General features: G+C 62.8%; 26 protein-coding genes. 10 read left to right on the top strand and 16 right to left on the bottom strand.

Annotation, left to right across the window (positions count from 1 at the left end):
- Position 1: 1 nt before the first annotated feature.
- The 7 genes from EOA19_RS03605 to EOA19_RS03570 form a co-directional block, all read right to left on the bottom strand.
- Positions 2-2,557: a PAS domain-containing sensor histidine kinase gene (locus EOA19_RS03605; RefSeq protein WP_023810628.1), complete on the bottom strand. Its 2,556-nt coding sequence runs from the start codon at positions 2,555-2,557 to the stop codon at positions 2-4.
- A 199-nt stretch (positions 2,558-2,756) separates the two neighbouring features.
- The gene (gene ahcY, locus EOA19_RS03600; RefSeq protein ID WP_023810629.1) at positions 2,757-4,157 is read right to left on the bottom strand and encodes an adenosylhomocysteinase; all 1,401 of its coding nucleotides are present in this window, start codon (positions 4,155-4,157) and stop codon (positions 2,757-2,759) included.
- A gap of 172 nt (positions 4,158-4,329) precedes the next feature.
- The gene (locus EOA19_RS03595; RefSeq protein ID WP_023810630.1) at positions 4,330-4,626 is read right to left on the bottom strand and encodes an HPr family phosphocarrier protein; all 297 of its coding nucleotides are present in this window, start codon (positions 4,624-4,626) and stop codon (positions 4,330-4,332) included.
- Positions 4,623-5,024 (bottom strand): PTS sugar transporter subunit IIA, encoded by a 402-nt coding sequence (locus tag EOA19_RS03590; protein ID WP_010912939.1) that lies wholly within the window; start codon positions 5,022-5,024, stop codon positions 4,623-4,625. Before EOA19_RS03590 ends, EOA19_RS03595 begins: the two co-directional genes overlap by 4 nt.
- 164 nt (positions 5,025-5,188) lie before the next feature.
- On the bottom strand, positions 5,189-5,635 hold the full coding sequence (locus tag EOA19_RS03580) for an HPr kinase (RefSeq protein ID WP_023810631.1): 447 nt from the start codon (positions 5,633-5,635) through the stop codon (positions 5,189-5,191).
- A 32-nt stretch (positions 5,636-5,667) separates the two neighbouring features.
- Positions 5,668-7,452, bottom strand: a complete 1,785-nt coding sequence (locus EOA19_RS03575) for a sensor histidine kinase (protein ID WP_023810632.1) — start codon at positions 7,450-7,452, stop codon at positions 5,668-5,670.
- A gap of 20 nt (positions 7,453-7,472) precedes the next feature.
- A complete protein-coding gene (locus EOA19_RS03570) occupies positions 7,473-8,174 on the bottom strand; it encodes a response regulator transcription factor (RefSeq protein ID WP_013528337.1) in 702 nt (233 codons plus the stop codon).
- 343 nt (positions 8,175-8,517) lie between these two features.
- Between EOA19_RS03570 and EOA19_RS03565 the strand changes: the two genes are divergently transcribed.
- The 4 genes from EOA19_RS03565 (at position 8,518) to EOA19_RS03550 (ending at position 12,025) form a co-directional block, all read left to right on the top strand.
- The gene (locus tag EOA19_RS03565; protein WP_128302730.1) at positions 8,518-10,143 is read left to right on the top strand and encodes a phosphoenolpyruvate carboxykinase; all 1,626 of its coding nucleotides are present in this window, start codon (positions 8,518-8,520) and stop codon (positions 10,141-10,143) included.
- A gap of 84 nt (positions 10,144-10,227) precedes the next feature.
- Positions 10,228-10,665, top strand: coding sequence for an alternative ribosome rescue aminoacyl-tRNA hydrolase ArfB (gene arfB / locus EOA19_RS03560; protein WP_023810634.1), 438 nt, complete (start codon positions 10,228-10,230; stop codon positions 10,663-10,665).
- A gap of 91 nt (positions 10,666-10,756) precedes the next feature.
- Positions 10,757-11,230: a peptidoglycan-binding protein LysM gene (lysM, locus tag EOA19_RS03555; protein WP_128302729.1), complete on the top strand. Its 474-nt coding sequence runs from the start codon at positions 10,757-10,759 to the stop codon at positions 11,228-11,230.
- Between the two features lie 165 nt (positions 11,231-11,395).
- Positions 11,396-12,025 carry an alpha-ketoglutarate-dependent dioxygenase AlkB gene (locus EOA19_RS03550; protein ID WP_023810636.1) on the top strand — a complete coding sequence of 210 codons (630 nt, stop codon included), beginning with the start codon at positions 11,396-11,398 and terminating at the stop codon, positions 12,023-12,025.
- On the opposite strand, the gene coaA is transcribed toward EOA19_RS03550, so the two are convergent.
- The 9 genes from coaA to hisB form a co-directional block, all read right to left on the bottom strand.
- Positions 12,012-12,971 carry a type I pantothenate kinase gene (gene coaA / locus EOA19_RS03545; RefSeq protein ID WP_027039969.1) on the bottom strand — a complete coding sequence of 320 codons (960 nt, stop codon included), beginning with the start codon at positions 12,969-12,971 and terminating at the stop codon, positions 12,012-12,014. The two genes, EOA19_RS03550 and coaA, sit on opposite strands and share 14 nt — an antisense overlap.
- A gap of 23 nt (positions 12,972-12,994) precedes the next feature.
- A complete protein-coding gene (locus EOA19_RS03540; RefSeq protein WP_128302728.1) occupies positions 12,995-13,318 on the bottom strand; it encodes a phosphoribosyl-ATP diphosphatase in 324 nt (107 codons plus the stop codon).
- A gap of 70 nt (positions 13,319-13,388) precedes the next feature.
- Positions 13,389-14,183, bottom strand: a complete 795-nt coding sequence (gene hisF / locus EOA19_RS03535) for an imidazole glycerol phosphate synthase subunit HisF (RefSeq protein ID WP_023810638.1) — start codon at positions 14,181-14,183, stop codon at positions 13,389-13,391.
- Positions 14,180-15,016, bottom strand: coding sequence for an arginase family protein (locus EOA19_RS03530; protein ID WP_128302727.1), 837 nt, complete (start codon positions 15,014-15,016; stop codon positions 14,180-14,182). The genes hisF and EOA19_RS03530 overlap by 4 nt, the downstream gene beginning before the upstream one ends.
- Positions 15,013-15,762, bottom strand: a complete 750-nt coding sequence (gene hisA / locus EOA19_RS03525; protein WP_128302726.1) for a 1-(5-phosphoribosyl)-5-[(5-phosphoribosylamino)methylideneamino]imidazole-4-carboxamide isomerase — start codon at positions 15,760-15,762, stop codon at positions 15,013-15,015. The genes EOA19_RS03530 and hisA overlap by 4 nt, the downstream gene beginning before the upstream one ends.
- 4 nt (positions 15,763-15,766) lie before the next feature.
- The gene (locus tag EOA19_RS03520) at positions 15,767-16,057 is read right to left on the bottom strand and encodes a DUF1330 domain-containing protein (protein WP_128302725.1); all 291 of its coding nucleotides are present in this window, start codon (positions 16,055-16,057) and stop codon (positions 15,767-15,769) included.
- A gap of 65 nt (positions 16,058-16,122) precedes the next feature.
- Positions 16,123-16,773 (bottom strand): imidazole glycerol phosphate synthase subunit HisH, encoded by a 651-nt coding sequence (gene hisH, locus EOA19_RS03515; protein WP_128302724.1) that lies wholly within the window; start codon positions 16,771-16,773, stop codon positions 16,123-16,125.
- Entirely contained in the window at positions 16,773-17,249 is a 477-nt protein-coding gene (locus tag EOA19_RS03510) for a DUF2628 domain-containing protein (protein WP_128302723.1), read from the bottom strand. Before EOA19_RS03510 ends, hisH begins: the two co-directional genes overlap by 1 nt.
- Before the next feature lie 4 nt (positions 17,250-17,253).
- Positions 17,254-17,853: an imidazoleglycerol-phosphate dehydratase HisB gene (gene hisB, locus EOA19_RS03505; protein WP_128302722.1), complete on the bottom strand. Its 600-nt coding sequence runs from the start codon at positions 17,851-17,853 to the stop codon at positions 17,254-17,256.
- 242 nt (positions 17,854-18,095) lie between these two features.
- On the opposite strand from hisB, the gene hslV reads away from it, so the two are divergent.
- The 6 genes from hslV (at position 18,096) to EOA19_RS03475 (ending at position 23,549) form a co-directional block, all read left to right on the top strand.
- Positions 18,096-18,647 (top strand): ATP-dependent protease subunit HslV, encoded by a 552-nt coding sequence (hslV, locus tag EOA19_RS03500; protein ID WP_128302721.1) that lies wholly within the window; start codon positions 18,096-18,098, stop codon positions 18,645-18,647.
- A 71-nt stretch (positions 18,648-18,718) separates the two neighbouring features.
- Positions 18,719-19,231 carry a GNAT family N-acetyltransferase gene (locus EOA19_RS03495; protein WP_128302720.1) on the top strand — a complete coding sequence of 171 codons (513 nt, stop codon included), beginning with the start codon at positions 18,719-18,721 and terminating at the stop codon, positions 19,229-19,231.
- A complete protein-coding gene (locus EOA19_RS03490; RefSeq protein WP_164892833.1) occupies positions 19,228-20,388 on the top strand; it encodes a hypothetical protein in 1,161 nt (386 codons plus the stop codon). Before EOA19_RS03495 ends, EOA19_RS03490 begins: the two co-directional genes overlap by 4 nt.
- Before the next feature lie 52 nt (positions 20,389-20,440).
- Entirely contained in the window at positions 20,441-21,040 is a 600-nt protein-coding gene (locus EOA19_RS03485) for a DUF2585 domain-containing protein (RefSeq protein WP_128302719.1), read from the top strand.
- A gap of 4 nt (positions 21,041-21,044) precedes the next feature.
- Positions 21,045-22,358 carry an ATP-dependent protease ATPase subunit HslU gene (hslU, locus tag EOA19_RS03480; RefSeq protein ID WP_023810648.1) on the top strand — a complete coding sequence of 438 codons (1,314 nt, stop codon included), beginning with the start codon at positions 21,045-21,047 and terminating at the stop codon, positions 22,356-22,358.
- A 231-nt stretch (positions 22,359-22,589) separates the two neighbouring features.
- Positions 22,590-23,549: a DUF1402 family protein gene (locus tag EOA19_RS03475; protein WP_128302718.1), complete on the top strand. Its 960-nt coding sequence runs from the start codon at positions 22,590-22,592 to the stop codon at positions 23,547-23,549.
- The last annotated feature ends 165 nt before the right edge of the window (positions 23,550-23,714 follow it).

Raw genomic sequence — 23,714 nt, 5'->3', positions numbered from 1 at the left:
GCTACTCGGCCGCGGCGCGGATGCCCGGCATGTCTGGAAAGGTGCAGATGACGGTCGTGCCCTTGTCCTTGCCGGTTTCGATGCGAACGCTGCCGCCATGCAGCTCGACGAAGCTCTTGACGATCGACAGGCCGAGGCCGGCGCCGCGCCGGCGGCCGCCATTGGCGCGCGGCTCGAAACGGCGGAACACCGAATCAAGCACATCCGGCGGCATGCCGGGGCCGTCGTCATGAACCGAGAATTCCACCCCATCCGCCAGATGGCGGCAAGTGAGCCGGATGATGCTGGCTTCCGGGGCGTAATTGGCGGCGTTGCTGAGCAGATTGTAGAGGATCTGGCGGACGCGGACCTCATCGCCATGGAACGTCTTCGGCGCCGCAACGGCGTCCACCTGGAGACTGATCGAATGCTCTTCCAGCCGGTCGGCCACCAACTCGGCCGCAGCGGCGATGGTGCGATCGACCTGCACCTCGGAAATGTCGAGCTGCATGATGCCGGCGTCCACCGTCGCCAGGTCGAGGATATCGTTGACGATGGTGAGCAGGACCGAGGAGGACGAGCTGACATGCTCGACATATTCGCGCTGCTTCTGCGACAGCGGACCGGTCGTGGGCTGCGACAGGAGTTCGGTGAAGCCGATGATGTTGGTCAGCGGCGAGCGCAGTTCATAGGAGACGTGCTGGACGAATTCATTCTTGAGCTGGTCGGATTTTTGCAGCGCCTCGTTCTTGTCCTTCAGCGCCCGCTCGACATGGACGCTGTCGGTAACGTCGACGAAGGTCATCATCACCTGCCCGTTGGGCAGCGGGATCATGGCGTAACTCAGCACATTGCCGTTGTTGAGCTCGGTCTGTCCGTGGCGGTCGCGGCGCTCGTCGTCAAAGCCGGTGATGGCGGCAACGAAGCTGGGCCAGGGGCTGTCCGCGGCCTGCCGGTCGCAGAGGTCACGTATCGCCGACACATGGACGCTGGGCTTGGCCGCTTCACCGCTCAATCCCCAGAGAGTGGCAAAGGCAGGATTCGACAGCCGGAGCCTGCCGTCGGGTCCGAACACCGCCACGCCTTCGGCAAGATTGTCGAGCGTCTCGCCCTGAACCCGCACCGCTGTCTGGTAGCGGCTTTCGAGGTCCATCTTCTCGGTCAGGTTCTCGAACACCCAGGTCACGCCGCCCTTGGGCTGCGGATTGGCGACGACGCGAATGGTCTTGCCATCCGGCAGATGCCACCAATGTTCCTGGGATTCGACGGCGCGATAGGCGCCGAGCAGGCCTTCCTTCCAGCGGCGCCATTCAGGCTGTTCGGCGATCTTGCCTTCGCTGCGCAGCCGGTCGAGCAGCAAGGCATTGTCGGGTGCGCTGTGCAGGAAGCCGGCGTCCAGCCCCCAAAGCTTCTGGAAGGCCTGATTGAAGAACCGCAGCTTCTCGTCGATGTCGAAAATGGCGACCGCCGTGTTGAGCTGGTCGAGCGTGTCGGCGTGGCTTCGCACCGTCCGTTCGTATTCGCCGCGAACGGCCTCAATGGCGCTGGTGTCGCAGGCAAGGCCGGCCGAGCCATCGCTGCCGGCGAAATCGGTGACCGCGAACACACGGCGGTCACCTTCGATCACGGTGGACAGCGACTGCTCGAAAACCGGATGCGTCTTGTGCTGGGCGGCAATAGCATCGCGCGCCTGACCGCCGAGGAACTCCCTTTTCTCCCGAACCGCGGCTTCGGCATTTTCGGCTTCGACGGCATCGGCATAGGCGCGGTTGACCCACTTCAGCCCGCCATCCTCGCCGCGGAGCCATGCCGGCATGTTCATCGCGTCGAGCAGGCCGATCATCGTGTCGTGGTCGGCGGCCAGCCGCTGGTTCTCGATCTTCAGCCTGGCCTGGCTGCGCTGCGTCTCCGAGAGCGAGACGAAACGCACGAGCACATGCGCGGCACTCTTGCGGCCATGCACTTCGAGCGGCGCGCCGGCCTGCGATTCGATGACGAGGTCGAAGGGTTTGGCCCTTTCGCGCAATCCCGCGACGGCATGTTCGAGTGCCGCCGCCGAACGCGGCATCAGCCAGCGGCCGAAAGCAAGAAAAGCGGCCCTATCCTCGGGAGCGCCGCTTTCGACGGGCAATGTGCCGATGAGCTCGGGCTTCTTGTTTTCCGCGGCCCAGACGACGACGCGCTGGTCGCGCAGATTGAGCAGCGCCTCCGAACGGCGGAGCGCCGCGTTGATGTCGGCCAAGCGGCTCCTGAGTTCGACATTCTCCGCCGAGGTGCGGGCTCTTTCGCGGATGAGAACGATGGCCGATATCAGTGCGGCACCAGTCACGCCGACGAACACGGCAAGCTGCATGACCTCGATGGCGCTCAGCGACAGTCCGGCGACGCTGGCAGCAGCGGTTTCGGCATGCGCGACGGCGCCAGCCAAGGGGACCGTGAGCGCGGAGGTGGCAAGAAATGTCGACGCGCGGGCGCGCCAGGACAGGCTCCCGCCTTCCAGGGCGGAGCCAGCAATCCCCGAATCGTCATGGCCGCCGGAAACGGCCCGTCCCGCTCTGTGCGGGTGTTGCCCCGGCATGTCTTGGTCCTCTCCGCCGCCTGAATGCAAGACCGCCCTGATGCGTGCCTCTCTTGACCCTCTCGGGCTGGAAGCATCGCCGAATCACCTGACAATAACCCCTCGCCGAATCGCCGTGAAGGCTGATGGCGCGCAAAAATATGGCCGGGCGAAAAGTCAATCGCCCGGCCTCAATATCTGGTAGTAATTTTAGCTTTGGTTAATAGCGGTAGTGTTCCGGCTTGAACGGACCCTGCGGCGTGACGCCGATATAGGCGGCTTGTTCACCGGACAGTTCGGTCAAGCGGGCGCCGAGCTTGTCGAGATGCAGGCGCGCGACCTTTTCGTCGAGATGCTTGGGCAGGACATAGACCTGGTTCTCGTACTGGCCGGGCTTGGTGTAGAGCTCGATCTGGGCCAGCACCTGGTTGGTGAAGGATGCCGACATGACGAAGCTCGGGTGGCCGGTGGCGTTGCCGAGATTGAGCAGCCGCCCTTCCGACAAAAGGATCATCCGCTTGCCGTCCGCGAAGGTGATCATGTCGACCTGCGGCTTGACGTTTGTCCATTTCAAATTGCGCAGCGCGGCGACCTGGATCTCATTGTCGAAGTGGCCTATGTTGCCGACGATGACCATGTCCTTCATCGAGCGCATATGGTCGAGGGTGACGACATCCTTGTTGCCGGTGGTGGTGATGACTATGTCGGCGGTGGGGGCCGCATCTTCCAGCGTGACGACTTCAAAACCGTCCATCGCCGCCTGCAGGGCGCAAATCGGATCGACCTCGGTGACCTTGACGCGGGCGCCGGCGCCCTTGAGCGAGGCCGACGAGCCCTTGCCGACGTCGCCATAGCCGCACACGACAGCGACCTTGCCGGCCATCATCGTGTCGGTGCCGCGGCGGATGCCGTCGACCAGCGATTCCTTGCAGCCATATTTGTTGTCGAACTTCGACTTGGTGACCGAGTCGTTGACGTTGATGGCGGGGAAGGGCAGCAGGCCCTTCTTCTGCAGCTGGTATAGGCGGTTGACGCCGGTGGTCGTCTCTTCGGTGACGCCGCGGATCGCCGCCTTCTGCTTGGTGAAGAAGCCGGGCGAAGCCTTCAGGCGCTTCTTGACCTGGGCGTAGAAGTATTCCTCTTCCTCGCTCTGCGGGTTGGACAGCACATCCTCGCCTGCCTCGGCGCGGGCGCCGATCAGGATGTACATGGTGGCATCGCCGCCATCATCGAGGATCATGTTGGAGAGGCCGCCATCGGCCCACTGGAAGATCTTGTCGGTGTAGTCCCAATACTCCTCGAGCGACTCGCCCTTGACGGCGAACACCGGGATGCCGGCTTCGGCGATGGCCGCGGCCGCATGGTCCTGGGTCGAGAAGATGTTGCAGGAGGCCCAGCGGATATCGGCGCCCAACTCCTTCAGCGTCTCGATCAGCACCGCCGTCTGGATCGTCATGTGCAGCGAACCGGTGATGCGCGCGCCCTTGAGCGGCTGCTTGGGACCGAATTCCTCACGGCAGGCCATCAGGCCCGGCATTTCGGTTTCGGCGATCTCGAGTTCCTTGCGGCCCCAGCCGGCAAGCGAGATGTCGGCGACCACATAGTCCTTGCTACCCGTCATGGCAGTACTCCGATGCGAATGTTGTGCTTGCGAATTTGTTGCGGACACGCCCGCGCCGGTCGGCGCGTCGAAGGGCGCGAATTGCCGGCCTGACTAGCAGATCGGAGCAGGGTCGACAATGGGATATAAAGAAATCTTTATCCCTGCATGTCTCTCAGACGCGCATCTGCACTCAGCATTCCTCGCCAAAGCGGGACGCCACCAGCTGCTCCAGGGCGTCGATGACCTGCCGGGCCTCCGGCCCGCTGGCGGTGACGCGGATCGAATAGCCGGGGCTTGCCGCCAGCATCATCAGGCCCATGATCGAGGTGCCGCCGACCTTGACGCCGTCCTTCTCGACATGCACCGAGGCATCGAAGCCGCTGGCCAGCTGGACGAACTTCGCCGAAGCGCGGGCATGAAGGCCACGCTGGTTGATGATGGGAAAGTCCCGGACAATCTGATCTTTTTCCGGGGACAGGGCGTTCATTTGCTGCTCAGGAGCTGGCTGGCGACGTTGATGTATTTGCGACCGGCGGCCTGAGCCTCATCGAGCGCGGCGGCCATGTTGTCGCCCTTGCGGATCGAGGAGAGCTTGATCAGCATCGGCAGGTTCATGCCGGCGATCACCTCGGTGCGGCCGGATTCCATCACCGAAATGGCAAGGTTGGAGGGCGTGCCGCCGAACATGTCGGTCAGCACGATGACGCCCGCCCCGGTATCGACACGGGCAACAGCGTCGACGATGTCGCGGCGACGCTGCTCCATATCGTCGTCGGCACCGATCGCCACGGTTTCGAAATTGTCTTGTGGCCCGACGACATGTTCGACGGCATGTCGGAACTCGGTGGCCAGTTGACCGTGCGTTACAAGCACGAGTCCGATCATTCTTTGGTGGCTCCCGTCATCGCCGCTTCACAGGCGCATTTTATGCTCGCCAGCCAATCCAGGCGGCGGGAGCGCTATCTTGTCGACGCACGGCCCGTTGACAAGCCCAAAATTGCGCAGGCACATGCCATTTTGACGCATTGCAGCAAAAAACCCGGAACGGATCATAGAAAAGGCGCGATCGACAGCCGCGCCATCACGACCGGCAAGACCGCTGGGACATTGCGTTCGACCACGTCGACCCGCGGCACCAGACAGCCCGCAATGCTGCTTGCGGTATCCTCCTGGAAGCGCACCGCTTCGCCGGCCGGCACCAGGCGGACATGGAGGTCGACGAGGCCTGCCGGCTCGAATGGCAGAGGTCGGGGGCCGAGCCCCGGCACCTCGGCGAGGCCTTCTATGGCGGCGGGAGCGCGGCACAGCAGCCGCCCGGCATGCGCCTCGACGAAGAGCTGATCGTCGCCGACGAGCCGCGAGAACAGGCCGCGATGGCGACAATGGTCGATGAGCGCCAGCGCCAGCGTCGTCTTGCCCGAGCCGGATGCTCCGGTGACGAGAATGCCGCGCTCGCCGATCAAAACCATTGTCGCGTGAATATTTTCAGGCTGCACGGCTGGACCAAGCGTGGTTGGAATTCATGCTCTCAGCCTTCGGCCGGCAATGTCACCACAAAGCGTGCGCCCTTGATCTCGCCGGGTTTGGTGCCGGGGATGTTCTCGGCGGTCAGCGTGCCGCCATGAGCCTCGACGATTTGCCTGGATATCGACAGGCCAAGGCCCGAATTCTGGCCGAATGCCTCGCCGGCCGGCCGATCCGTGTAGAAGCGCTCGAAGATGCGGTCGATGTTGTCGGCGCGGATGCCGGGGCCATTGTCGTCGACGGTGACGATGTTGAACTTGCCGGCACGCGCCAGCGAGAGGCTGATGTGGCCATGGTCCTCGGGAACGAAGGAACGGGCGTTCTCGATCAAATTGGTGATGACCTGGCCGATGCGCAGATCATGCCCGACGACGACGTAGCCTTTGACGCCTTGCGGCAGTTTGGCGGCCTTGAACTCGATCTCGACCGCCTTCTTGTTACGCGTCGCTTCGCGCGAAACGGCGACCAGATCGGTGATGAATTTCTTCAAATCGACGGTCCCGGCATCCTCGCGCGCGAGCTCCGCGTCGAGGCGCGAGGCGTCGGAAATATCAGTGATGAGCCGATCCAGCCGCCTGACATCGTGCTGGATGATATCCATCAGCCGGCCGCGCGAATCGTCGTTCTTGGCCAGCGGCAAGGTTTCCACCGCGCTGCGCAGCGACGTCAGCGGGTTCTTCAATTCATGCGACACGTCGGCCGCAAAGCTTTCGATCGCCTCGATACGGGCGTAGAGCGCGTTGGTCATGTCGCGTATGGCGATCGACAGATTGCCGATCTCGTCCTGACGGTCGGAAAAGTCGGGGATCTCTTCACGGCTCTTGACGCCGCGCCGCACCCGCACCGCCGCCGCCGACAGCCGGCGCAGCGGATTGGCGATGGTGGAGGCAAGCAGCATCGACAGGATGGCGGTGACAAGGGCCGCGATACCGAAGACGCGCAGGATCGCCTTGCGCTCGGCGGCGACGATCTTGTCGATGTCGCCGCCTTCGGTCGACAGCATCAGCACGCCCAGGACGGCACGAAAGCGCTGGATCGGCACCGCCACCGAAACGATCTGCTCGCCCTGCTCGCTGACGCGCACGATGGTCGACGGGCTGCCGGTGAGAGCCTTGACCACTTCCGGGAAAGCGGCGCCATTGCCGCCCGGCTGCTCGTGATAGACCGGCAGCTCGGTGTTGCGGAAGAAGTCGAAGACGAATTTCTGGATGCGCTCGACAAGATCGGGCTCTTCCTCTTCAACCGGCGGCAGATCGTAGCGCAGGATCTGGCCGCGCGAATAGAGGTGGCGCGAATCGAGCAGCAGATTGGCGTCGCGGTCATAGATGCGTGCGCGGGTCCTGGTCGGCGAGATCAGCCTTCTCAGCACCGGCGCGACCCGCTCCGGGTTGATCGGGAAGTCGAGATTGTCGAGCTGGTCGGAGCCGGGTCCCAGGCTTTCGCCGGCCTGCAGCTCAAGCAGCTTTTCCGGGTCGATGCTGATCGAATCCGTCTCGACGGTCGCCGACGCGGCAATGGCGCCGGCGATGATCTCGCCCTGGGTCATCAGGCTTTCGACGCGGGCGTCGATCAGTCCGTCGCGGAAGGTGTTGAGATAGAGGATGCCGGTCACCAGGACGGCGAGGCCGGCAAGGTTGAGGAACAGGATACGCCGCGTCAGGCTGGAAAAGATATGATGGCCGAGGAAGCGGCGCATCGGCACCGTGATCTTCGAGACGAAGGACGGCATGATCCGGGACGGCCGCCTGGAGGCGCCCGCCGGTCTTGTTCGCTGTGTTTCCACTGCCATCGAATAGCAGGCCCTGCTACTTACGCTTCGCGGAACCGGTATCCGACTCCGTAAAGGGTTTCGATCATCTCGAAGTCGTCGTCGACGGCCTTGAACTTCTTGCGCAGCCGCTTGATGTGGCTGTCGATGGTGCGATCGTCGACATAGACCTGTTCATCATAAGCCGAATCCATCAGCGCATCACGGCTTTTAACGACGCCAGGACGCTGCGCCAGCGAATGCAGTATCAGGAACTCGGTGACGGTGAGCGTCACCGGCTCGCCTTTCCAGGTGCAGGTGTGGCGCTCCTGGTCCATGACGAGCTGGCCGCGCTCGAGCGAGCGGGCCTGCTGGCTTGGCGTCTTGGCGGCAGCCTCGCGGGCACTGGCGCGGCGCAGCACGGCGCGCACGCGCTCGACCAGCAGGCGCTGTGAGAAGGGTTTGCGGATGAAGTCGTCGGCGCCCATCTTGAGACCGAACAACTCGTCGATCTCATCGTCCTTGGAGGTCAGGAAGATCACCGGCAGGTCGGACTTCTGGCGCATCCGGCGCAGCAGTTCCATGCCGTCCATGCGCGGCATCTTGATGTCGAGGATGGCAAGGTTCGGCGGGCGTGCCGCCAGGCCTTCCAGCGCCGACGCACCATCCGTGTAGGTCTCGACGCGATACCCCTCGGATTCCAAGGCGATCGACACCGATGTCAGAATGTTGCGGTCGTCATCGACAAGCGCGATTGTTGCCATTTCAAGCGGCTCCCTCATGAGCTGTCCCTTCTGTCGTAGAGAAGGGGCTTTTGCAGGACAAATTAGGTACAAAATGTGGCATAGGCCTTGTCCGCTGTCACGCGCGGCATGCCGGCGGCCACAATCCTACCTCGACATGGGTTGGACGAACGTACATCGCCAATCCTTTGGGCAACCGCGAAACTTTTTGCACATATAAACGATTTAAACAACTTTCAAAATATTTAAATCGATTAATGATTTGATATCATTTGCCTTTTCTGGTTCTGACCATCTCAGCCCGCGTAGTGGGCGTGCTGGAAACGTGCCGGCAAAGATGCGGCAAATCCAAGAGGGACACTCGATGTCGGAAGTCGGCAAACGCAATTCCGCCTGCGCGATCGATCATATCGGCCTGAAAACCACCGGCGTGGTGCGCTATAATTTCGGTGCGGCTACCCTTTATGAGGAATCGATCCGGCGCGGCGAGGCCCGCTTGACCGCCCATGGCGCGCTGGTCGCCGAGACCGGCCAGCACACCGGCCGCTCGCCCAAGGACAAGTTCGTCGTCCGCAACGGTGACACCGAACCACATGTCTGGTGGGAGAACAACAAGGCGATCTCGCCGGCCCAGTTCGACACGCTGCTCGCCGATTTCCAGGCGCACGCCGCGGACAAGGATCTATACGTCCAGGATCTGGTCGGCGGCGCCGATGCGGAGTCGAGGCTGCCGACCAGGGTGATCACCGAATTTGCCTGGCACTCGCTGTTCATCCGCAATCTGCTCATTCGTCCCGGTGCCACCGAACTCGAGCAGTTCGTGCCCGAGATGACGATCATCGACCTGCCGTCCTTCCGCGCCGATCCCCTCCGTCACGGCAGCCGCACCGAAACGGTGATCGCCGTCGATCTTTCGCGCAAGATCGTGCTGATCGGCGGCACCTCCTATGCCGGCGAGATGAAGAAGTCGGTGTTCACCATGCTCAACTATCTCCTGCCGGCGAAAGGCGTGATGCCGATGCATTGCTCGGCCAATGAGGGTGCGGCCGGCGACGCCGCCATCTTCTTCGGCCTGTCGGGCACCGGCAAGACGACGCTCTCGGCCGATCCCTCGCGCACGTTGATCGGCGACGACGAGCATGGCTGGGGACCGCACGGCATCTTCAATTTCGAAGGCGGCTGCTACGCCAAGACGATCAAGCTGTCGGCGGAAGCCGAGCCGGAAATCTTCGCCACCACGCAGCGCTTCGGCACGGTGCTGGAAAATGTCGTGCTCGACGCCGATGGCGTGCCGGATTTCAACGACGGAAGGCTGACCGAAAACACACGCTGCGCGTACCCGCTGGACTTCATCCCCAATGCCAGCAAGACCGGCCGCGCCAACCATCCCAACAACATCATCATGCTGACCGCCGACGCCTTCGGCGTGATGCCGCCGATCGCGCGGCTGACCCCGGCGCAGGCGATGTATCACTTCCTCTCCGGCTACACCGCCAAGGTGGCCGGAACCGAAAAGGGGGTAACCGAGCCCGAAGCGACGTTTTCGACCTGTTTCGGTGCGCCGTTCATGCCGCGCCATCCCTCTGAATACGGCAATCTGCTGCGCGAGCTGATTGCAGGCCACGGCGCCGATTGCTGGCTGGTCAATACCGGCTGGACCGGCGGCGCCTACGGCACCGGCAAGCGCATGCCGATCAAGGCGACGCGCGCCTTGCTTGCCGCCGCACTTGACGGCTCGCTGAAGACGGCCGAGTTCCGCACCGACCCTCATTTCGGTTTCGCGGTGCCGGTGGCTGTCCCGGGCGTCGACAGCGGCATTCTCGACCCGATGATTCTGGACCCCCGGGCGACCTGGGCCGACAAGGCCGGCTATGACCGGCAGGCGGCAAGGCTGGTCGGCATGTTCGCCGTCAATTTCGAGAAATTCGAAAGCCATGTCGATGCCGTGGTGCTGGGCGCCGCGCCGCGCATGCAGGAAGCGGCGGAGTAATCGCGCCACAGGGTTCAGCTTTCGTTGAAAGGCCCGGTTCGATCGGGCCTTTTCTTTTTCGATCCGCCGCGCCATGACTGCGGCATGGCGAGCGACGACAACATCATCATATCAGGCGATGCGGTTATCCATCCGGGCGACCTGCACGAGGATTTCATCCGCTCGTCCGGCCCCGGCGGCCAGAACGTCAACAAGGTGGCGACGGCGGTGCAGCTGCGCTTCGACGCGGCCAACGCAACGGGTCTGTCGGAGCGCGTGCGCGAGCGGACGATCAAACTTGCCGGCCAGCGTGCCACCAAGGACGGTGTCATCGTCATCGAGGCAGGCCGCTTCCGCACCCAGGAACAGAACCGGGCGGATGCGCGGGCACGGCTGACGGCATTGGTCGCCAAGGCCGCCGAACCGCCACCGCCGCCGCGCAAGAAGACACGGCCATCGAAGGGCGCCGTGGAGCGGCGGCTGAAGAGCAAGGCCGGGCGCGGCACGATCAAGAAGCTGCGCGGCCGGGTGGAGAACGATTAAGCACCACACCAATCACGCGCACAAAACGACTTCCCATTTTGGGCCGCAGATGCAAGGTTCAACCATTGCCATTAGCAAGGGAGACCCAAGGATGGGCATGTTCGATTTCGTCAAGAGCGTCGGCAAGAAACTGGGCATCGGCGGCGACGAAGAAGCCGCACCCACGGCCGACACGCTCAAGAAGGAGCTCGATTCGCACAAACTCGGCACCGATGGCGTCGAGGTCGTCGTCAAGGGTGACACGGCGGTGCTGAAGGGCGTGGTCAAGGATCAATCGATCTTCGAAAAGGCAGTCATCGCCGTCGGCAACACGCTCGGCGTCTCCAAGGTGCAGGCGGACGAATTGCAGGTCGCGCCAGCGTCTGGCACGGCCGCCGCCCCGGCCAAGGAGCCCACCTTTTACACGGTGAAGAAGGGCGACAATCTCTGGAAGATCGCCGAGAAAAGCTACGGCAAGGGCCAAGGCGTCAAGAACACGGTCATATTCGAGGCCAACAAGCCGATGCTGACCCATCCCGACAAGATCTATCCGGGCCAGGTGCTGCGCATCCCAGATCTCGCCTGATCAAGGCGATGCCAATTTGCGAAAAGCAATTCCAGGAAAAGTGTGAAACGGTTTTCCGTCCGGAATTGTGCCAAACAAAGAGTTAGAACGGCGGCTTTCGGGTCGCCGTTTTCTTTTGATCGTGACATTTTACGGTTCCGAACCATCCGGGAGGTGACCGAATCCGTGCTCGTTCTGCCCAAAGGTGTCCGCCACATGCCGGCCTATCTGTCACGCACCGTGCAGGAAGCGCTGGTCGATGAGGTGAGACGGATCGTGCAGCAGGCGCCGCTGTTCGTGCCGGCCATGCCGCGCACCGGCAAGGAGATGAGCGTGCGCATGACCAATTGCGGGCCGCTCGGCTGGGTCACCGACAAGGAGCACGGCTATCGTTACCAGCCGGCGCATCCGGTAACCGGGGCGCCTTGGCCGCCAATTCCGGATGCGCTGCTCGAGCTGTGGCGCGAGGTCTCGGGCTATCCGCACCCGCCGGAAGCATGCCTGATCAATTTCTACACGCCGGATGCAAAAATGGGGCTGCATCAGGACCGCGACGAGGCCGATTTTTCGGCGCCGGTCGTCTCCGTCTCGCTCGGCGACGACTGCCTGTTCCGAGTCGGCCAGACTACGCGTGATGGCGCCACCAAGTCGTTCAGGCTGCAAAGCGGTGACGTCGTGGTGCTCGGCGGCGAGGGGCGGCTGTGCTTTCACGGCGTCGATCGGATCTATCCCTCGACCTCGGCGCTGCTGAAAAACGGCGGGCGAATCAATCTAACATTGCGACGGGTGACGAAGCCGGCCGTCACAGCTTCCTGAGCGCCACTTCCTCGATCAGGTGGTCGGCGCCCTTGCGCAGGATCAAGTCGGCGCGGGCCCGCGTCGGCAGGATGTTCTCGCGCAGATTCTTCAAATTGATGTTGGTCCACAGGCCTTCGGCGATGGCGCGCGCCGACCCCTCCGACAGCTGCGAATAGCGGTGAAAGAAGGAGTCCGGATTGCGGAAGGCGGTCTCACGCAGCCGCATGAAGCGGGAAATGTACCAGTTGTGGATCAGCTTCTCGTCGGCATCGATGTAGATGGCGAAGTCGAAGAAGTCCGACAGGAAAGGCACGATCTTGCCGTCCTGCGGCAGCTTGCCGGGCTGCAGGACATTGATGCCTTCGAAGATCAATATGTCCGGCCTGTCGATGGTGACGAACTCGCCGGGAATGACGTCATAGGTCAGGTGCGAATAGACAGGCGCGCGGACATCGGGCAGCGCCGACTTGATGCCCGACAGGAACCGCAGCAGCGCGCCCACATCGTAGCTGTCGGGGAAACCCTTGCGCTCCATCAGGTTCTCGCGGCGCAGGACCTCGTTGGGCAGCAGGAACCCGTCGGTGGTGATGAGATCGACCTTGGGGCTCGACGGCCAGCGCGCCAAAAGCTCCTTCAGCACGCGTGCGGTGGTCGATTTGCCGACGGCGACCGAACCGGCGATGCCGATGATGAAGGGCGTCTTGACCACGTCGACCGCGTTGAAGAAGGCCTGGCGTTGCCGAAACAGCAGCTGGCTCGCTTCGACATGCGCGGACAAAAGCCGCGACAGCGACAGATAGATGCGCGTGACCTCTTCGAGATCGACCGGATCGTTGAGCGAGCGCAGGCGGCGGAATTCGTCCGCGCTCAGCGTCAGCGGCGTGTCGGCACGGAATTGCGACCATTGATCGGCGGAGAAGAAACGAAAGGGGGAATATTTCTCGGTTGGCGCGAGCTGATCCATCGAGATACCTGCCCTCCTCGCGGTCAGCCCTTGGGCCGTGACGCCTTCTCGGCGATGCCCGAACGCCGGGTGCGGCCTTCGAGTTCCCTAAGCACGTCGCTCAGCGGAACCCCGGAGAGGCCGAGAACGACGAGCCAATGATATATAAGATCGGCACTTTCCGAAACGATGGCCGGTTTGTCGCCCTTGACGGCGGCAATCACCGTCTCGACCGCCTCCTCGCCGAGCTTCTGCGCCGCCTTGTCGATGCCGCGCGCGAACAGTTTTGCCGTCCACGAGTCCGGGTCGCCGGAATGGGCGCGTTCCCCAACGATTTTTTCCAGATCGGAAAGCGAAAACTCAGCCATGGCGTCATCTATCTGCTTGTTTAAGCGTGATCTTTTCCGAAAACCGGTTCCCACTTTTCGGGATCATGCTTTAGGGCCGATTATTCACAGAGTCCAGCCGCATCGGCAGCCCCGCGGCGGCCATATGTGCCTTGGCCTGCGCTATCGTGTAGGTGCCGAAATGGAAGATCGACGCCGCCAGAACCGCGCCGGCATGGCCGTCGCGAATGCCTTCGACCATGTGGTCGAGCGTGCCGACACCGCCGGAAGCGATCACCGGCGCGCGCACGGCGTCTGATATCGCGCGGGTCAGCGCGATGTCGTAGCCGGCCTTGGTGCCGTCCCGATCCATCGAGGTCAGCAGGATCTCGCCGGCGCCGCGATCGACCATTTTCCGGGCGAACTCGACCGCATCGATGCCGGTCTTTTCGCGGCCGCCATGGGTGAAGATCTCCCAGCGGTCGGTCTCACTGGTGCTCGACACCTTCTTGGCGTCGATGGCGACGACGATGCACTGGTTGCCGAACTTGTCGGCGGCCTCGGCAACAAAATCCGGGTTCTTCACCGCGGCCGTGTTGATCGACACCTTGTCGGCGCCGGCCAAGAGCAGCTTCCTGATATCGGCGACCTGGCGCACGCCGCCCCCGACGGTCAGCGGCATGAAACATTGTTCGGCGGTGCGTGCGATGACGTCGAAGATGGTTTCGCGATTGTCCGACGAAGCGGTGATGTCGAGGAAGCAGAGTTCGTCGGCGCCGGCCGCGTCATAGGCCTTGGCCGCCTCGACCGGATCGCCGGCGTCGACGAGATCGACGAAGTTGACGCCCTTGACGACACGGCCGTTCTTGACGTCGAGACAGGGGATGACACGGGCTTTCAGCATCAGCGGCCCTCTATCGTGGCGATGAGATCGTTCAGCAACTGGCCAACCAGCGGCGGAACATCGGCCTGGGCGTCGAAGGCCGGGTCGTAGGCGGAGACGGTGATGCCGACGACCGGCACCGCCAGCGCCATGGCGCAAGTGGCGTCGCGCAGCTGTTCCGGGCTCGGGCCGCCCGAAGTGATATAGCGGTTGGCCTGCAGCTCCCGGGGATCATGCACGTCCATATCGAGATGCATGTGCACGCGTCTGGCGCCGGCTATCTTCAGTCTTTCGGCCGCCTGGGCCACCCCGGAGCATTCCGTCCGCACGATCGGCAAGGTCTCGAGAAGCTGTCTTTCCGCCGGATCGAGATCGCGCGCGTTGACGAGCACGCAACGCGACGGATCGATCGGCCTGAAGCCGGGAATGGCCGACGCCATCGGCCGCCAGCACAGGCCAAGCACCGTCGCCAGCGCCATGCCGTCGAGAAAGCCATATGTGGATGTCTCGGGCGTGTTCAGGTCGCCATGCTGGTCGGCCCAGATGATCGCATCGGCGTCCTCACCGGCGACCGCGCCGGCGCTGGTCAGGCAGTTTCCCGCAAGGACGATGGGAAACCGACCGGCGTCACGGGCAAGGCGAACCTCGCTCGCAACCGCGTTGCAGACGGCAAAGCCGGTGGCGATTTCGCGCTCCTGGGCATCTCCAACCTTGCCGATATCCTCGACCATCACATCGTGGCCGGCCATCGTCAGGGCGTCGACGAGCCCGCCTGAGACCAGCGCGTCCGGACCCTGGCCCATGCCGCCATGGTAATGGCCGCTGTCATAGGACGCCAGGATAATGGAGATTTTCACGTCTGCGTCTCCGCCGCTGGCCGGCCCTGCAGGATCGCCAGCGCCTCGGCCGGATCAATGCGACCGTCATAGAGCGCGCGCCCGGAGATCGCGCCTTCGAGCTTTTGCGCATCGGGCATGGTCATGCGCACGATGTCGGCGATCGAGGCGAGACCGCCCGACGCGATGACCGGGATCGACACGGCATCGGCGAGGTCGATGGTGGCGTCCCAATTGATGCCGGTCAAAACGCCGTCGCGGTCGATGTCGGTATAGATGATGGCGGCGACGCCGGCGCCCTCGAATTTCCTGGCCAGTTCGACGACGCCGAGGCTCGACGCCTCGGCCCAGCCCTCGACGGCGACCTTGCCGCCCTTGGCGTCGATGCCGACCGCGACCTTGCCCGGAAACGCCTTGCAGGCCTGCTTGACCAGGTCGGGATCGCGCACCGCCACCGTGCCGAGGATGACGCGGGCCAGCCCGCGCTCGAGCCAATCCTCGATCTGCGCCAGCGTGCGGATGCCGCCGCCGAGCTGCACCGGGTTCTTCGTTGCCTTGAGGATGGCGCCGACCGCGGCACTGTTGACGCTCTGGCCCTGGAAGGCGCCGTTGAGGTCGACGACATGCAGCCATTCGAAGCCCTGTTGCTCGAAGGCTCGCGCCTGGGCTGCAGGATCATCGTTGTAGATGGTCGCGGTGGCCATGTCACCGTGCCTGAGGCGCACGCACTGGCCGTCCTTGAGGTCGATGGCGGGGAAAAGGATCATCCGTTCAGGCGCCTTCCACAATGGCGAAATGCGACGTCGAATAGAGGCGTCGGAACTTCAGCGCCGCCTGGTATTCGGGCGAATGGAAGCAGGCGAGTGCGACCGCGTAGCTCTCGAACTCGATGATGACATGGCGATTGCCCGATGGCCCTTCCGGGCTCGACGACCGACCGCCGCGGGTCAGGAATTTTGCGCTATATTTGTCGAAAGCCGCTTTGTTGGCGGCAATGTATATCGGATAATTTTCCGGATCGGTCACCTCGACCATCGCCATCCAGTAGCCCTTCTTGCTCATCGGTTTTCCCTTTGCTTGAGCATGATCTTTTCCGAAAACCGGGGTCCACTTTTCGGGATCATGCTCTAGGGCCTCCAGCGCAGGAAATTGGTGATCAGCGCCAAGCCCAGCGCCTGGCTCTTTTCCGGGTGAAACTGCGTGCCGACGAGATTGTCGCGGGCGACGGCCGCCGTCACCGGGCCGCCATAGTCGGCGACCGCCAGAACCTCTTCCGCCTTGCCCGCATCGAGATGGTAGGAATGCACGAAATAGGCATGCAGCCCGCTTGCGCCAGTCGGTATGCCGGCAAACAGCGGATGCTGGCGCTTGAGCTCGATCGTGTTCCAGCCGATCTGCGGGATCTTCAGCGTCGGATCGGCCGGCGTGATCTCCTTGACGTCACCTGATACCCAGCCGAAGCCGTTGGTGATTGTCTTTTCCAGGCCGCGCTCGGACATCAGCTGCATGCCGACGCAGATGCCGAGGAACGGCCGGCCCTTGTCGATAGCCACCTCCTCGACCGCTTCCCACATGCCTTCGAGGGCATGCAAGCCGGCCGCGCAGTCGGCATAGGCGCCGACGCCGGGCAGGACGATGCGGTCGGCCGTGCGCACCCGTTCGGCATCCGATGTCAGGTCGATAGCAGCCGATATGCCGGCTTCCCGCGCGGCGCGCTCGAAAGCCTTGGTGGCCGAGCGCAGATTGCCCGAACCGTAATCGATGATCGCAACCCGCATCAGCTTCTTCCCGGGATGTGGGTCAGCCCCAGCGCCATGCCCGGCTGCGACGGCCGCGCCAGGGCAGCGTCCGGGACCATGCGCGGTGCCGGTGCGGCCTGATCGGGAAGCGCTTCCGCCTCGAGCGCATAGCGCGTGTCAGCATCGTCGAGCCAACCGGCTTCGACCGCGCCCCATTCGTGCCAACCGCGCCGGCGAAGTGCCGCGATGCGCAGGCCTTGCCCTTCCAGTCCGACATAGAGCGAAACCAACAGTGACAGCAGCGAGCCGGCCAGACCAAGGCCGAGCTTCTGGCCCAGCATCGAAAGCAGGCCCATGACGACGAAGGCAAGCGCTGCCTCGATCCACAACCGATGCCAGGCGAACCATAGCGGCGGCACCAGGAGGCCCAGCCAGGTGAAGCCATCGCGGACAAAGGCCGTTGCATCGGCCTTCTCGCTGCAGCCTGGCGGTTCCATCACGACATAGGTGGCCATGGCCTTATCCCTTCAACGATCCCTTGGTGGAGGGAACCGCATCCGGCTGGCGCGGATCGCGTTCGAGGGCAACGCGCAGCGCGCGCGCCACCGCCTTGAAGCAGGTCTCGGCGATGTGATGGTTGTTGGCGCCATAGTGATTGGTGACATGCAGCGTGATGCCGGCATTCTGCGCCAGCGCCTGGAAGAATTCGCGCACCAGCTCGGTGTCGAAGGTGCCGATCTTCGGCGATGAGAAGGAAACGTTCCAGACCAGGAAGGGACGGCCGGACACGTCGATCGCGGCGCGCGTCAGCGTCTCGTCCATGGCAAGGTCGATCGAGGCATAACGCATGATGCCGCGCCGCTCGCCCAGTGCCTTGGCCAGCGCCTGGCCGAGCGCGATGCCGGTGTCCTCGACCGTGTGGTGGTCGTCGATGTGCAGATCGCCCTTCGCCCTGACCGTCATGTCGATCAGGGAGTGGCGCGACAGCTGGTCCAGCATATGGTCGAAGAAGCCGACGCCCGTGGCGATATCCGACTTGCCGGAGCCGTCGACATGGACCGCCACGGAGATGTCGGTTTCCTTGGTCTTGCGGCTTGCTTCGGCGGAACGGGGCGGCATCACTCTATCCTTGTCCCAGAGGTTCACATCGTGACCGGCTCAGAGGCTTCAAGCGCTCGCAGGCTTGAAAACGAAAGCCTTCTAGCAGCATGATCCGGCGATTGCCAGTTGCCTCTGACAGCGGTATCGGCCTTGCCAGAGAGCGATTTGCAATCACCGGCCCCATGCATACATATGGCCAATCAAAGTTACTCGTACCGCGCCAATCGCCTTATCGGGATGGCGCTGCTCGGAGCCAGTAAATGTCCAATGAACTGACCATGCACGCCACGACCATCGTGACGGTGCGCAAAGGCAACAAGGTGGTGATCGCCGGCGACGGCCAGGTCAGCCTTGGCCAGACCATCATGAAGGGCAACGCCAAAAAGGTGCGCCGCATCGGCAAGGGCGGCAATGTGATCGCCGGCTTCGCCGGCGCCACCGCCGACGCCTTCACGCTGCTGGAACGGCTCGAGGCCAAGCTCGAACAATATCCAGACCAGCTGACGCGCGCCTGCGTCGAGCTCGCCAAGGACTGGCGAACCGACCGCTATCTGCGCCGGCTGGAAGCGATGATGTTGGTGGCCGACAAGTCGGTGTCGCTGGCGCTGACCGGCACCGGCGACGTGCTCGAACCCGAATTTGGTGTCATGGCCATCGGTTCGGGCGGCAATTACGCGCTGGCGGCGGCACGCGCGCTGATGGACAGCGACAAGGATGCCGAGGAGATCGCCCGCAAGGCGATGCAGATCGCATCCGACATCTGCGTCTACACCAACAACAATTTCGTCATCGAAACGCTCGATGCCGCCTGAAGAGGCCGGCCATGATCCCGAAAAGTGGAACCCGGTTTTCTCGGACGAACGGTTCCGTTCGTCCAGAGATCATGGCCAAACAAGAAGATAGCTATGATTTTCGGCCGGTGACGGAAAAAGACCTGCCGATGATCGCCGGCTGGCTCGCCGAGCCACATGTTGCAGAGTGGTGGGACGATCCCGAGACGGAAATCGCCGGGATTCGCGAGCACATCGACTCGATTTCCGTCGAGCCGCTGATCGTCGAGCTCAACGGCAAGCCGATCGCCTATCTGCAGAGCTACGACCCGCATCTGGAAGACGACCATCCCTATGCCGACCAACCATTCGGCACGCTCGGCATCGACGTGTCGATCGGCGTGCCGGAGTTGGTCGGGCGTGGCCACGGCTCGGCGATCGTGCGCCAGTTCGTCGAACAGCTTTTCGAGGAAGGTGTTCCGCGCGTAATCATCGACCCGGATCCCGCCAATGTCAGGGCCATCCGCGCCTACGAAAAGGCCGGCTTTGTTGCTTTTGACACAAGAACATCGGAGTACGGGCCGGCCTTGATGATGGCGCGTGACGCGACGCAGGAGCCCAATTGATCAGCGCCGAAACCCTCGACAAGGCAATCGCGAAAGGTTTGATCTCGCAGACCCTGCGCGATCAGTTGGAGGCCATGGAACGCGCGGTCGCTCTCGCCCCCGAGGCGAGGCGTGCCGATGACGAGGGTGACGAGGAAAACCTGCGGCTGGTGGGCGGCGGCAACGACCTGTTCGTCACCGTGGGAACCGTTCTGCTCAGCGCCGGCTTCTTCTTTGTCCTCACCACCTTGCTTCCAGGCCAGACATTCTGGATCGCCGGCATCCTCGCGGTTTTCGCCTGGGGGCTCGCCGAAATCGTCACGCGTCAGCACCGGATGAAATTATCGTCGTCCGTGCTTGCCCTGATTTTCATGGCCGCCATTCTGGCCGCTCTGGCGCTACAGGTGGAGGCCAGCTTCGGCATACGCAAGCCGGAGACTATCTGGCAGCTGTTGGCGTTGCGCCAGACGGCGTCCCGGGCCGGATATCTGTTCCTGGGCGGAGGAATAATCGCGGCGGCGATCTATTTCTGGCGCTTTCGCGTCCCCATCATTGCCGGGGCGATCGCCATCGCCTTCACGCTGCTTGCCTTCCTGCAAACGGCGATAATCCTGTATGACAGTGTGACAACGGGCGCGATTGCGCCGCCGCGCATTGAGGATGTTCCCGAATTGCTCCGCGCGGCACTTTACATGCCGCTGATCTGCGGCCTGATCGTGTTCGCAACGGGTGTAGCTTTTGACATTTACGACAGGGATCGGCGCAAGATCTGGTCCGATTGCGCTTTCTGGCTGCATGTCGTCTCGGCGCCCATGCTGGTGCATCCGCTGTTTATCATGGCAACCGGCCAGAACGTCGTATTCGGACATATCGCGCCGGATGCCAATGCAACCATCATGCTCACGATCCTGATCCTTGGCTTCCTCTATGTCGCGCTTGCCATAGACCGCCGTTCGCTTCTGGTTCCGACATTGGCTTACTTCGGCTCGCTGGGCATCTATTATCTGGTGAATTCCGCCTCCGATTCGACGGGTATCCCGCCTTTTGCCTTGATCCTGGTCGTTGTTGGCGCGCTGATTATTCTGTTCGGGGCTGGCTGGCAGCGTATCCGGCGGATTGTGGTCAAACCCACCTTGCCGGCTGCCGTGATCCGCCGTCTACCGCCGCTGAAGGCGTGACAAGGTTTTGTGATGATCGACACGGCGACGCGAAACGAGGGGGAATGAACCGATGACGACACCGGCCACGGAGAGCAGCTATTCGGCCTATGAAGACAGCTGGCGGATGGGACTTCTGCTCGCCCTCGCCCTGATCATCTTCCAGGCCGGAGCGCTCTACGGCATGGGGCGAACGCCGATCTGCACCTGCGGCTACGTCAAGCTCTGGCACGGCGTGGTGAACAGTTCGGAGAATTCCCAGCATATTTCGGACTGGTACACGTTCTCGCACATCATCCACGGCTTCCTGTTCTATGCGCTGGCAAGGTTTCTGTTCCCGCGCTCGCCGATCGGCCTGAGGCTGGCCTTCGCGGTTCTGATCGAGGGCGGCTGGGAGCTGCTCGAAAACAGCCCGTTCATCATCGAGCGCTACCGCGCCGGCACCATCTCGCTCGACTATTACGGCGACAGCATCATCAATTCGGTGTCCGACACACTGGCCATGGTGCTGGGATTTGTGATGGCGCGAAGGCTACCTATATGGGTGATCGTCAGCCTCGCCATCATCTTCGAACTCGGTACCGGCTATCTTATCCGGGACAATCTGACACTCAACGTGATCATGCTGCTGCATCCGTTCGAGGCCATCAAGCAGTGGCAAAGTGGAATTTAGTGATATGAGCACATTTTCTCCCCGCGAAATCGTTTCGGAACTCGACCGCTTCATCATCGGCCAGAAGGACGCCAAGCGCGCCGTGGCCATCGCCTTGCGCAACCGCTGGCGCCGCCAGCAGCTGGAAGGCCAGATGCGCGAAGAGGTGATGCCGAAGAACATCCTGATGATCGGGCCGACCGGCGTCGGCAAGACCGAGATTTCGCGCCGCCTGGCGCGGCTCGCCGGTGCGCCTTTCGTCAAGGTCGAGGCGACCAAGTTCACCGAGGTCGGCTATGTCGGCCGTGACGTCGAGCAGATCATCCGCGATCTGGTCGAGATCGCCATCGGGCTGGTGCGCGAGAAGATGCGCGAGGACGTCAAGGCGCGCGCCCACGTCAACGCCGAGGAACGCGTGCTGGAAGCGTTGGTCGGCAAGACGGCGAGCCCGGCCACCCGCGATAGTTTCCGCAAGAAGCTGCGCGACGGCGAGCTCGACGACAAGGAGATCGAGGTCGAGGTCGCCGATACCGGCGCTGGCGGCATGCCCGGTTTCGAGATCCCCGGCATGCCGGGCGCCAATATCGGCGTGCTGAACATCAACGACATGCTGTCGAAGGCGATGGGCGGCAAGAAGACCAAGATGCGCAAGACGACGGTGAAGGAGTCCTACGACCTGCTGGTCAATGACGAGTCCGACAAGCTGCTCGACCAGGACGAAGTGGTGCGCCGGGCGCTCGATGCGACGGAAAATGACGGCATCGTCTTCCTCGACGAGATCGACAAGATCGCGTCGCGCGAAGGCGGCATGGGCGCCGGCGTTTCCCGCGAAGGCGTGCAGCGCGACCTGCTGCCGCTGATCGAAGGCACCACGGTGGCGACCAAATACGGACCGCTGAAGACCGACCACATCCTGTTCATCGCCTCCGGCGCCTTCCACGTCTCGAAGCCGTCAGACCTGTTGCCGGAATTGCAGGGCCGCCTGCCGATCCGCGTCGAGCTGCGGGCGCTGGAGAAGGACGATTTCGTCCGCATCCTGACCGAGACAGAGGCCAGCCTGATCAAGCAGTATATCGCGCTGATGAAGACCGAGGGCGTCGACCTGACCTTCACCGACGACGCCATCGATTCGCTGGCCGGCATTGCCGTCGACCTCAACGCCAGCGTCGAGAATATCGGCGCAAGGCGGCTGCAGACGGTGATGGAACGGGTGCTGGACGAAATCTCCTACGACGCGCCGGACCGCAACGGCACATCAGTCACCATCGACGCCGCCTATGTGGAAAAGCATGTCGGCGACCTGTCCAGGAATACCGACCTGTCGCGGTTCATCCTTTAAACGGCGGCGCCGGAACGTTCCGGCGCCGGTCCAGGCAACATTTTCCGGCCAGCAAAATCATGTGTGGCCAGATGGTATCATCTGGCCAGCTTTCGTAGTGCCGGGTGAAGGGGCGCTCTCGACTCGACCAAGAGCTTTACCTAGTTTGCGCGGCAATTCTCGATCTCTTGGTTTGACGCAATTCCGGGAAACCGTTTCACACTTTCCTGGAATTGCTTGGGCGGCGGGTGCATGAAAAAACTGATCCTGGTCATTCTCGGCTTGACGCTGGCGGCGACGCTGTTCGCTGCCGAGGCAGCGACATTGGTGCCGCCGGGAAATCGCAATGCCGTGCAGCCCGACATTCCGGGCGCCTCCAGCCGGCGCACGCAAGCGACCAACACCAGCTTCCAGGCGAAGTACCGCAAGGTCTACGCCCTGCTGCAGAACGACGCCGAATTGCGCGGCAAGATCAAGAAGGCAGCAGCCACCTACGGCATCGATCCCTTGCACATCGTCGGCGCCATCGTCGGCGAGCACACCTACAATGTCGATGCCTATGACCGGCTGCAGACCTACTACGTCAAGGCGATCTCCTATCTCTCCAGCAAGCTGTCCTTTGCCTATGACGGCGAGGACATCACCGATTTCGTGCAGCGGCCGGAATTCAAGAAATGCGCCGGGATGTCCGACAGCTATGATCTGTGGGAATGCCGCGAGCAGGTGTGGAACCATTCGTTTCGCGGCAAGAGCGTCGGCGGGACAAGCTTTCCCGACGACCGCTTCGGCGCCACTTTTTTCCAGCCCTACTATGCCGGCCAGACCTTCGGCCTGGGCCAGCTCAATCCTCTGACCGCATTGCAGATGAGCGATCTCGTGCACAAGGTTTCCGGCCTGCCGAAGCTCGACGTCGGCGATCCCAATTCGGTCTACAAGACCATCATGGATCCCGACCTGACGCTGCCCTACGTCGCCGCGACGATCCGGAAATCGATCGATGCCTACAAAAGCATTGCCGGCTTCGACATTTCGGGCAATCCCGGACTGACCGCCACGCTCTACAATGTCGGCAATCCGGAGCAGCGCGCCGACGCGCTGAAGGCGGAGAACGACAGGCGCCGCGCCGCCGGCGAGCCGGAAAAGCTGCCGGAAGAGAATTACTATGGCTGGCTGGTGAATGACAAATTGGCGGAGCTGAAGGCGCTGTTTTAGCGGGTTTGAGCTCAGGCCTCTACCTCCCGCTTGTGGGGAGGGTATCGCATATGGATTCTTGCGAAGAAGGACCCCCACCCTAACCCTCCCCACAAGGGGGAGGGAACGCTGTCGCGTGCCTTTTATTCTTCTTTGGCGCCGAAAAGTCAGGCGACTAGCCTAGGT

This window comes from Mesorhizobium sp. M7A.F.Ca.US.010.02.1.1, from assembly GCF_004023085.1.
In the GTDB taxonomy this organism is placed as follows: Bacteria; Pseudomonadota; Alphaproteobacteria; order Rhizobiales; family Rhizobiaceae; genus Mesorhizobium.
The sequence above is the reverse complement of the archived record's forward strand: the minus strand, read 5'-3'. Positions and strand labels throughout refer to the sequence as shown.

Excerpts from the sequence above, each read along its gene's own strand:
- EOA19_RS03605 (WP_023810628.1), bottom strand. The coding sequence starts at position 2,557 with ATGCCGGGGCAACACCCGCACAGAGCGGGACGGGCCGTTTCCGGCGGC.
- ahcY (WP_023810629.1), bottom strand. The coding sequence starts at position 4,157 with ATGACGGGTAGCAAGGACTATGTGGTCGCCGACATCTCGCTTGCCGGC.
- EOA19_RS03595 (WP_023810630.1), bottom strand. The coding sequence starts at position 4,626 with ATGAACGCCCTGTCCCCGGAAAAAGATCAGATTGTCCGGGACTTTCCC.
- EOA19_RS03590 (WP_010912939.1), bottom strand. The coding sequence starts at position 5,024 with ATGATCGGACTCGTGCTTGTAACGCACGGTCAACTGGCCACCGAGTTC.
- EOA19_RS03575 (WP_023810632.1), bottom strand. The coding sequence starts at position 7,452 with ATGGCAGTGGAAACACAGCGAACAAGACCGGCGGGCGCCTCCAGGCGG.
- EOA19_RS03570 (WP_013528337.1), bottom strand. The coding sequence starts at position 8,174 with ATGGCAACAATCGCGCTTGTCGATGACGACCGCAACATTCTGACATCG.
- EOA19_RS03565 (WP_128302730.1), top strand. The coding sequence starts at position 8,518 with ATGTCGGAAGTCGGCAAACGCAATTCCGCCTGCGCGATCGATCATATC.
- arfB (WP_023810634.1), top strand. The coding sequence starts at position 10,228 with ATGGCGAGCGACGACAACATCATCATATCAGGCGATGCGGTTATCCAT.
- lysM (WP_128302729.1), top strand. The coding sequence starts at position 10,757 with ATGGGCATGTTCGATTTCGTCAAGAGCGTCGGCAAGAAACTGGGCATC.
- coaA (WP_027039969.1), bottom strand. The coding sequence starts at position 12,971 with ATGGATCAGCTCGCGCCAACCGAGAAATATTCCCCCTTTCGTTTCTTC.
- EOA19_RS03540 (WP_128302728.1), bottom strand. The coding sequence starts at position 13,318 with ATGGCTGAGTTTTCGCTTTCCGATCTGGAAAAAATCGTTGGGGAACGC.
- hisA (WP_128302726.1), bottom strand. The coding sequence starts at position 15,762 with ATGATCCTTTTCCCCGCCATCGACCTCAAGGACGGCCAGTGCGTGCGC.
- EOA19_RS03520 (WP_128302725.1), bottom strand. The coding sequence starts at position 16,057 with ATGAGCAAGAAGGGCTACTGGATGGCGATGGTCGAGGTGACCGATCCG.
- hisH (WP_128302724.1), bottom strand. The coding sequence starts at position 16,773 with ATGCGGGTTGCGATCATCGATTACGGTTCGGGCAATCTGCGCTCGGCC.
- EOA19_RS03510 (WP_128302723.1), bottom strand. The coding sequence starts at position 17,249 with ATGGCCACCTATGTCGTGATGGAACCGCCAGGCTGCAGCGAGAAGGCC.
- hisB (WP_128302722.1), bottom strand. The coding sequence starts at position 17,853 with ATGCCGCCCCGTTCCGCCGAAGCAAGCCGCAAGACCAAGGAAACCGAC.
- hslV (WP_128302721.1), top strand. The coding sequence starts at position 18,096 with ATGTCCAATGAACTGACCATGCACGCCACGACCATCGTGACGGTGCGC.
- EOA19_RS03495 (WP_128302720.1), top strand. The coding sequence starts at position 18,719 with ATGGCCAAACAAGAAGATAGCTATGATTTTCGGCCGGTGACGGAAAAA.
- EOA19_RS03485 (WP_128302719.1), top strand. The coding sequence starts at position 20,441 with ATGACGACACCGGCCACGGAGAGCAGCTATTCGGCCTATGAAGACAGC.
- hslU (WP_023810648.1), top strand. The coding sequence starts at position 21,045 with ATGAGCACATTTTCTCCCCGCGAAATCGTTTCGGAACTCGACCGCTTC.
- EOA19_RS03475 (WP_128302718.1), top strand. The coding sequence starts at position 22,590 with ATGAAAAAACTGATCCTGGTCATTCTCGGCTTGACGCTGGCGGCGACG.